The 7,456-nt window shown below is 55.9% G+C and carries 11 protein-coding genes and 1 pseudogene; 6 read left to right on the forward strand and 6 right to left on the reverse strand.

Annotated features, from left to right (window positions below; translation table 11 throughout):
• Both ACQUQO_RS17545 and ACQUQO_RS17550 read left to right on the forward strand, forming a co-directional pair.
• Positions 1-457: helix-turn-helix domain-containing protein (locus ACQUQO_RS17545; protein WP_435079841.1), on the forward strand; the 457-nt coding region annotated here is incomplete at its 5' end.
• Positions 454-735, forward strand: a complete 282-nt coding sequence (locus tag ACQUQO_RS17550; protein WP_435079843.1) for a DUF7521 family protein — start codon at positions 454-456, stop codon at positions 733-735. The genes ACQUQO_RS17545 and ACQUQO_RS17550, both read left to right, overlap by 4 nt.
• A 173-nt stretch (positions 736-908) precedes the next feature.
• On the opposite strand, the pseudogene ACQUQO_RS17555 reads toward ACQUQO_RS17550, so the two are convergent.
• Positions 909-1,052, reverse strand: a pseudogene (locus ACQUQO_RS17555) (TRAM domain-containing protein); the annotation flags it as partial.
• 58 nt (positions 1,053-1,110) lie between these two features.
• Between ACQUQO_RS17555 and ACQUQO_RS17560 the strand changes: the two are divergent.
• Positions 1,111-1,994 (forward strand): IS1595 family transposase gene (locus ACQUQO_RS17560; RefSeq protein WP_435079845.1). Its coding sequence is split into 2 segments (ribosomal slippage): positions 1,111-1,573 and positions 1,573-1,994, totalling 885 coding nucleotides; the frame shifts between segments, so codons are not numbered across the junction.
• Positions 1,995-2,339: 345 nt separating this feature from the next.
• On the opposite strand, the gene ACQUQO_RS17565 is transcribed toward ACQUQO_RS17560, so the two are convergent.
• Together ACQUQO_RS17565 and ACQUQO_RS17570 are read right to left on the reverse strand one after the other, a co-directional pair.
• On the reverse strand, positions 2,340-2,621 hold the full coding sequence (locus tag ACQUQO_RS17565) for a helix-turn-helix transcriptional regulator (RefSeq protein ID WP_435079847.1): 282 nt from the start codon (positions 2,619-2,621) through the stop codon (positions 2,340-2,342).
• Positions 2,622-2,690: 69 nt separating this feature from the next.
• Positions 2,691-2,858, reverse strand: a complete 168-nt coding sequence (locus tag ACQUQO_RS17570) for a DUF1931 domain-containing protein (protein WP_435079849.1) — start codon at positions 2,856-2,858, stop codon at positions 2,691-2,693.
• Positions 2,859-3,116: 258 nt separating this feature from the next.
• Here ACQUQO_RS17570 and ACQUQO_RS17575 point away from each other — a divergent pair, with 258 nt between their 5' ends.
• Positions 3,117-4,139 (forward strand): IS630 family transposase, encoded by a 1,023-nt coding sequence (locus ACQUQO_RS17575; RefSeq protein ID WP_435079851.1) that lies wholly within the window; start codon positions 3,117-3,119, stop codon positions 4,137-4,139.
• Between the two features lie 25 nt (positions 4,140-4,164).
• A complete protein-coding gene (locus tag ACQUQO_RS17580) occupies positions 4,165-4,530 on the forward strand; it encodes a hypothetical protein (RefSeq protein WP_435079853.1) in 366 nt (121 codons plus the stop codon).
• A 379-nt stretch (positions 4,531-4,909) separates the two neighbouring features.
• Here the strand turns inward: ACQUQO_RS17580 and ACQUQO_RS17585 are convergent, their stop codons facing one another.
• Positions 4,910-5,362, reverse strand: a complete 453-nt coding sequence (locus ACQUQO_RS17585) for a hypothetical protein (RefSeq protein ID WP_435079855.1) — start codon at positions 5,360-5,362, stop codon at positions 4,910-4,912.
• Positions 5,363-5,372: 10 nt separating this feature from the next.
• Positions 5,373-5,945 (reverse strand): DUF7342 family protein, encoded by a 573-nt coding sequence (locus ACQUQO_RS17590; protein ID WP_435079857.1) that lies wholly within the window; start codon positions 5,943-5,945, stop codon positions 5,373-5,375.
• Between the two features lie 240 nt (positions 5,946-6,185).
• Here ACQUQO_RS17590 and ACQUQO_RS17595 point away from each other — a divergent pair, with 240 nt between their 5' ends.
• On the forward strand, positions 6,186-6,536 hold the full coding sequence (locus tag ACQUQO_RS17595) for a hypothetical protein (RefSeq protein ID WP_435079859.1): 351 nt from the start codon (positions 6,186-6,188) through the stop codon (positions 6,534-6,536).
• 131 nt (positions 6,537-6,667) lie between these two features.
• Here the strand turns inward: ACQUQO_RS17595 and ACQUQO_RS17600 are convergent, their stop codons facing one another.
• A complete protein-coding gene (locus ACQUQO_RS17600; RefSeq protein WP_435079861.1) occupies positions 6,668-7,351 on the reverse strand; it encodes a ParB/RepB/Spo0J family partition protein in 684 nt (227 codons plus the stop codon).
• Between the last annotated feature and the right edge of the window lie 105 nt (positions 7,352-7,456).

Here is a 7,456-nt window from a genome sequence, read left to right on the forward strand (position 1 = left end):
GCAGCCTACACACCTTGTTCCAGTGCCCCTCACAGAGGTCTCGCTCCCTGTGGCTTTATCAACTCAGAACGCAACAGCGATGGGGCCTGATCCAGCAAGAAACGAGGACACGCCAGCAGTGCAGATTGTCCTTGATGCGCTGGATGATCCTGATTGTCGAACCCTTCTCAAAGAGACTGCCCAACCCATGACCGCCAAGGAACTCATCGAAGCTTGTGACATATCCGAATCCACGGTGTACCGGAAATTGGATCTTCTGAATGAAGCTACACTCGTACGCGAATTTTACGAGGTCCATCCCAAGCGTGGTCGAATCACGCGCTATCAACGCGATTTAAACAGCTTGAATATAACCATCACAGAAAATGGTCAATTCGGTGTAACAATCAATCGACCGAAACGGACAGCGGACGAACGACTTGCTGATATGTGGTCAGATATGGGTGATGAGTTATGAGTCAGTCAGTATCAATAGCGATCATCATAAGTAAAACTATAATTCTCATTTTGGGTTGTGGTATCGTCTACATCGCATATAAAGCCCATCGGCGGACGAGATCTCCGTCGCTCCGCGCGCTCGCAGTTGGATTCGGTGTCGTCACAATCGGAGCGCTGTTCGCGGGTATCGCGCACCAACTGCTCGGTGTTGGTCTCCAAACAGGCATTCTTATCAACAGCATCCTGACAGCGTTCGGTTTCGCAATTATTATTTATTCATTATATGTCGAGCGATAGCCATAGAATATGTTGTCTGTATGGATGTTGATCATCCGATACACATTTTGTGAATTCCGAACAACCCTCTCAAACGGCTTTTCGAGAGTGTCTTGGCTTTTCCACGAACTGCTCACCATGAGCCTTCATGCTTGGGGACACAGGAGGTGCTTACACGCCCAAGCTTTTCTCGATTAAAGCACATTGACATCTACGACCGGAACATCGGTGACTTCGACGGTCACCTCATCATCCGGACGCGCTCCGGGAACGATCAGCACGTAGCCACGCTCGATTTTCGCTATTCCATCGCCTTGATCGCCCAGCGTTTCGATGGTCGCTCATCTCGATAGACCGTAACATCGATTCGGCTGGCGAATCACGTAGCGGTCAACGATGGACGAGGAGTCAGCTCAGGTCTTCCTTCCACCACGTGAACGATGCTTCGAGCGTCTCCGTCTCGCCCGGTTCGGCGAGACGGTGACGTGTGTCCACTGCGAGAGTGACGCCGTCGTCAAGCGGGGTACGACCGGCAAAGACGCCCAGCAATACTGGTGTAAGGCGTGTGAGACCTACTTTAACGACCTCACTAACACGATCTTCGGCCAACATCGCTTCGGCCTCGAAGAGATGTTCTACATCGTCAAGGAGATGCGATCTGAGCCGACCGCTCAGATCGCTCGGGATCTCGACCGAGACTACGAGGCCGTCCTCGACTTCGTCCACAAAGTCCAGAACGTGAGCGGTAATATCGACGAGCTTGACCTCTACGACGTGTGCGAAGCTGACGAGGTCTACGTCACGGCTGGTGAGAAAGGACTCGAAGACGAGGATGGGAGTCCGCGCGAGCGCGGACTCTCAAAAAGGGGCGCGGAACCTTCGAGTCAGACAAACCGCCGGTGTTGACACTCGTCCGTCGGGATGACGGACGAGTTCGATTTCTTGTCTGTGAAGATTTACAAAACGCTGACGAGGACATCGCTGAACACGGCGACGGGAGCGTCATCCTTTGCACCGACGGCTACTCAATTTACGACGACATCGAGGACAAGGAGGGGGTGGACGGCCATCTGGCCGTCACCCACTCCGACACCTACGTGATCGGTGACGCCCACACAAACACCTGTGAGAACCGCCACAGCTTCCTTCGCCAGTGGCTGGCGAAGTTCCGTGGTGTCTCGAAGCATCATCTCCAGAAATACCTCGGCTTCCTCGGACTGAAACTCAACTCACCGAACGACTGGTTCGAGAAACTGCTGTGTTACGATGTATCGGGATGAGCGTCGATGGTTATCTCGCGGATGTCGCCAGTCGATACCGGTGGCGTCGGGGACGACTCTACGGATGGTTGCTCCTGTTGGCTCTCGCTGGGCTGAGACTCACTAGAATTGCCACTCGATAGGTTTCACCGGCCGAAACCCTACCCAGATTGAATGCGTCCTCTGGCACCTTGATTCTGTATGAATCGTCGTTTTCCTCGATTGAGCCGGTGAACAAACATTCCAGCCGATCAGGGATTTCGATCATTAGCCGCTCACTCTCTGCCACTCGTGTTCAATATTGCTCTCGATAGGAGAGTGCGAGATGATGAGAACATCTGATAGAGCGAACCATCACTCATAGTCTCAGGCCTCGACGGCGATGTACTGGTCTTCCCACTCGCGCCGGGCGTTGATCTCACGCCGGCCGCGCTGAGTCACCTCATAGGAGTTCGTTCGGCGGTCGATCTGGCCCTTTTCGATCAATCCTTTGTCGACCAGCTCGTCGAGATTCGGGTAGAGCCGTCCGTGATGGATTTCGCTCTCGTAATACTCATCGAGTGCATCTTTGATTGCGAGGCCGTTCGGCTCGTCCTTGCCAGCGGCAACGTACAGCACGTCGCGCTGAAAGCCAGTCAGATCGTACATATCCGACATGTGGTCATTCAAAGACTAAAATATATCGATACTCGACAAAGATCGGTTACTCTGCCTCCATCAGAGATCGCGCGGCTGGACGGTTTTGCGCTCATTCGCACCTGCTCGGCGTGCAGCATCCGTGAGCAGGTTTCGGACTTCACTATCGAGCGCGTCGTAGAAATCTGCTGAAACGTTCTGGTCTGCGAGCTGGTCTTTGACTGCCGATTTGACGATCAGATCCGTCATGCAGCCGTACTCCTACCGATGCGTACTTATATCCTTGTGAATTCCTCAGATGAGAAAGCCACTCAGTGGACCATCCAGTAAGTCCGTACCCAGATAGAACTGCAACGTTATCTCCTCTCAGCCCCTCTATATGGGTGTTCTCCGCGGAGAGTGCATATCATGTCGCCCGGTCCTCACCCTACTACAATCACCATGACCGCTCAAGATCGAGACGATCTTGAAGCGGTCATACGGAAAGCAACCAGCTCACAACGGGATGTGTTCCGTGCGCGGATTGTCCTCCGCGCTGCTGACGGAGCTACTAACACTGACATCGCGAAGGAACTTGCCTGCACGAGGAAAACCGTCCGCAAGTGGCGCGGACGCTTTGCTGACGCTGGCCGGGCCGGGCTCGCGGACGCGCCCCGGCCCGGTCGACCACCCATCTACGATGATGCTGTCCGAGCGCTCATCACTGCTCTCGCGTGTGAACTCCCGGCCAAACGTGACCTTCCCCTCTCCCGGTTGAGCATCACCGATATTCACATGGTCGCCGTTTCTGAGATCGATCCCTGTCCTTCACCCTCAACGATCGCCGCGTGGCTCAAGCACGCGGCGATCAAACCGTGGACGTGTAGCTCATGGAAGACGCCACGAGATCCGGATTTTGGGCAGAAAGCTGCGCCTGTTCTCGATCTGTACAACGGAACGTGGAATGGCGAAGACCTGACTGATGGAGACGTGGTCATCTGTGCTGACGAGAAAACAGCCATCAAAGCCCGGTCCCGGCACCGAAGCCCGCCGGGACCGGGCACACCATTACGTGTCGAGCACGAGTACGACCGCCACGGCGGCTGTACGTATCAGGCGGCACTCATCGTCGGCACAGGAGAAGTCTACGGGCAGTGTGTTACACGCAACACCCGAGCGAATTTCGAGCGACTTGTTGAGGACGTGATGGACCACCCGATCTGCCGTCGAGCAGATCGGGTGTTCTGGATCACCGACAACGGGACTGCCCACCACCCAAACACGTTCACTGGGTGGCTGAAAAAGCACTACGACAACGTCGAAGGAGTGCATCTGCCGAATAGAGCCTCGTGGCTGAATCAGATTGAACTCTACTTCTCAGTGCTGACTCGGAAAGCGTTGACTGGTGGGAGCTTCGATTCGATCGTTGCGTTGATGCACCAGATCGCGGGATTCGAAGTGCTCTGGAACGCGGTTCCAGAGCCGTTCGAGTGGACCTACACGACAGACGATCTGGAGAGATTGCTTACGAAGCTGCCAGCAATAGCGTAAAGCTCGCTGGAAACGTCTGAGTAGTATGGTCCCAATTCCAGAGCCAGTCCGCCGGACGCTCACAGATCGACTTGAGACCCACGCGCGCACCGCGTGGAGTGAGCGGTGCGCGCGTGTAGACGTTCGCTTCCGCGGCGACTATGCCTACATCGACGCATTCGAGAGTAACCCATGGATTCGCCCTGATGCATCCGAGGAAGAGCAAGAACGAATCCGACAGACACCGACGAAACTCTGCCGACTGGCCTGGAGTGGCGATGCCGACTCGTGGGAATTCGCGTTCTACAAGTACAGCGATGAGCGCTACGAGCCGTCGATCACGCTCGACGGCTCGTTCGTTGGCTCACCCGAATCCTGCTTTGACACCGCCGCGCAACTCTACCTCCAGTAGCGGCGGTTCACACAGGGACAGCTACTGGGTACGGATTTACTGGATGGTCCACTCAGTGTAGCTTCAACCCTCGACTTGAGGGTTTACCGTAAGTTTTACTGTAAGACGCTCTCGTCTACCTCGTCCACACGTTCTGCAAGGAGTTGAACAAGCTCCCGTATGGTGATCTCATCTTCTTGAATGAGTGTTGTATCAGCAGCGTACTTGATTGCTTCAGCGTAGCTGGAGCAATCATGACGCACCATGATCCGAGTGAGTTTGGCAGCTAATCTGTCGCTAACCGTGATTGTTGTGTAACCGTCCGGAGGCATGAGCGGTTAACGGATCGAATTACGGTAAGATTTACGGTAAACTGGCTAGTTCACGGTTGAAGCTACACTCAGGGTATCTTCTCGTAGTTCTGCCAGAGTTCGTCGATTCGTGCTCGAACTGCTGCGAGCACCATCGAAAGAACACTGCGATAGTCGTCCGGAAACTGGGTATCGGTCGGCTCGCCCGCGTCAGGCGGCGGATGGAAGTGCTCACGAGTGCTGTGGCTGCTTGATTGCCGGTCCCAGCGACACTGCCAGACGTTGCTTCTGTCAATACTGTCGGTATGGGCCTCCGCATAGTGGATATTGAAGCCATCGTTGCGGTACCACTGGATTTTGAGGTGTGCTTCCCGAACGGATGTGGGATAGCGCACTGGATCGAAGGTGACCGTGAGATGCTTGTGCTCGTCAGTTCCCTCACCCGAAACGAGGACCGCCTCCCCGATTCGATCATCGGTGCGAAGAGTTCGTGCAATGGCTTGGAGAATCGCCTCGTCGATTGGTGCGTTCGCGTCAGACATGTACGTCGGTTTAGGCCGGAGCTGAATGCTGCTCGCGCTGGAGGCGTTGGGCGTGTTCGAGCACGCGCTGATCCTCTCGGACAGTCAGCCAATCGTTGACGTCGCTCCAGATGGCTTCGAGCGCGCCGTGGTGGTCCGGATCGGCGATATCGAACGCGCTCACCTGCGCTGGATCAGCCACACCGTATTGTTCTTGGTAGGCGCGGTCGCTCTCAAGCAGCGTTTCGAGCCGAGCGTCGAGTTCATCGCTCGAATAGGCACGTCGAGCTTCGTTAGCACGCTTCCACCAGAAATACGCGCGATTGCGCTGAAATTGTGCTGGCTGTCCCTCACCGACTGGCTCGACAATACCGATCTCGGCGAACCAGAGGAGGTGTCGGCGGGCAGATTCGGGTGTGCACTCGGTTCGTTCGGCGACAACCGAAACCGGAGTGGGTTCGCGCAGCGTGAGTGCGGTCTCGTAGATGCGTTCTTTGACCGTCTTTCCTTCGTCGTACTGCTTGCGTTCTTGGCGAACTGCTTCCTCCGACGGCACGCCATCGGCTGGAATACCAACATTTGGCTCCCCATCACGCTCTGGCATACCAAATAATATTACGCACTCGCGTAAATATGTTAGCTTCGGCTGGAGAGGGGGTCGCAGAGTTGCTACAGACGGATGCCACACGTCTTCTCACATCTGTCTCGTCCCAAATAGTTTGTGTACCCACTACTCACTCAGTGAGAAACCATCTACTATCTCGTATCAAAAGAACACGAACAATACTACTGACTGCGATTCTTCTCCCTGGATACGGAGAGAATAGACAGACGGAGTCCACTCATGACCGATGACTCACAACCGCGTGTCTTCGACGCGCTCCCCTCACAACCGATCTCGACCGAGACGGTGACCGCATTGGGCGAATCAGACGCCATCACCGGAACGATGCCAATTCAAAACCGGCATAACGATATCATCACGGAATTTCTCCTCTATTTCGAGGACACTATCTACGCGCTCGCGTTCGATCCCGACACGAGCACGTGGCATATCCTTGAGACTCGTCCGTACAACGACACTCGCTTAGAAGAACTGGAAAACGAACTGATGGCTCTCCTCTATGAGTGGCGCGAGGAACACGTCCTCCCATATCTCATCGAGAACGATCTCATCCCCACCATCGAGATGTGAAGCGGCCAACGATAGCAAGCAGAATGCTGTGGTGCCTCTCCGTCACGGACATGGTGGGTCAAAGCCGACAAAACATCATGGAGCCCGGATCCGGTACTATCAAGGCCTGAGTGGGGTCGATTCGTCGCTCATCAATCTCCTCTCCCGTCGGCGAGATAGCCTTGTCGCATCGCTTCCGAGCGCGCCGAAGCCAGCTTCTCCTCCAGATACGGCGCGAACACCTCTATCTCACGCAGGCGGTCGTCGGCCCAATCCTCACGTAAGCGCGCGAGCATCCGGTCGATCTCCTCTTGACCATACATGTGCCGTTCGTCACCACCCTGAATCGCTACGTGGTCGTCGACGAACCGCTCGACGGCCTCCCAGGCATCGAGGTCGGCAACCCGCACTGCAATCGTCTCAAGGTCCGCACGCTGGGCGGTTTCGAACCGACGATGGCCCGCTACTACCTCATACGCGCGGTCGTGCTCACGCTGCTCCTCGGCCACCGGACGTACGGTCGGGTACGTGAGCAGATGCCCACGCTCGCGCGTGAGCTTGACGAACTTCTCGTGGGCGGCGTCGTCCATCGAGCGATGGGTGTACGGCGACGGCGCAATGTCTGCAACCCGAACCTCCTCGATAGGCTCCATCGGTGGGAGGCGTTCGACTGTCTCCGGGTTCGAGAGCGTCACCGCGCCGACGTGCTCGCCGTCGTCGCGCTCGGCGTCGTACACAATCACCCCATGTTCGTTGTAGTGCCACCGCCCGCACCAGCCCTCATAGGTGCTCGCTCGTGCGAACCCGGACGCGCACGCCGCGGAACGTGTCGTCAAGGTCCTCGTGAAACGGATTCTCAGTAGTTCACAAAGCGAGTTAGGTGAACGGGCTGCTTGGTCGGTTGATGCAGCCAAACCAAGCAGCCAATGAACTCACCGAAG

Source organism: Halococcus sp. AFM35, from assembly GCF_051195015.1.
Taxonomy (GTDB): Archaea; Halobacteriota; Halobacteria; order Halobacteriales; family Halococcaceae; genus Halococcus.

Excerpts from the sequence above, each read along its gene's own strand:
- ACQUQO_RS17550 (WP_435079843.1), top strand. The coding sequence starts at position 454 with ATGAGTCAGTCAGTATCAATAGCGATCATCATAAGTAAAACTATAATT.
- ACQUQO_RS17565 (WP_435079847.1), bottom strand. The coding sequence starts at position 2,621 with ATGTACGATCTGACTGGCTTTCAGCGCGACGTGCTGTACGTTGCCGCT.
- ACQUQO_RS17570 (WP_435079849.1), bottom strand. The coding sequence starts at position 2,858 with ATGACGGATCTGATCGTCAAATCGGCAGTCAAAGACCAGCTCGCAGAC.
- ACQUQO_RS17580 (WP_435079853.1), top strand. The coding sequence starts at position 4,165 with ATGGTCCCAATTCCAGAGCCAGTCCGCCGGACGCTCACAGATCGACTT.
- ACQUQO_RS17585 (WP_435079855.1), bottom strand. The coding sequence starts at position 5,362 with ATGTCTGACGCGAACGCACCAATCGACGAGGCGATTCTCCAAGCCATT.
- ACQUQO_RS17590 (WP_435079857.1), bottom strand. The coding sequence starts at position 5,945 with ATGCCAGAGCGTGATGGGGAGCCAAATGTTGGTATTCCAGCCGATGGC.
- ACQUQO_RS17595 (WP_435079859.1), top strand. The coding sequence starts at position 6,186 with ATGACCGATGACTCACAACCGCGTGTCTTCGACGCGCTCCCCTCACAA.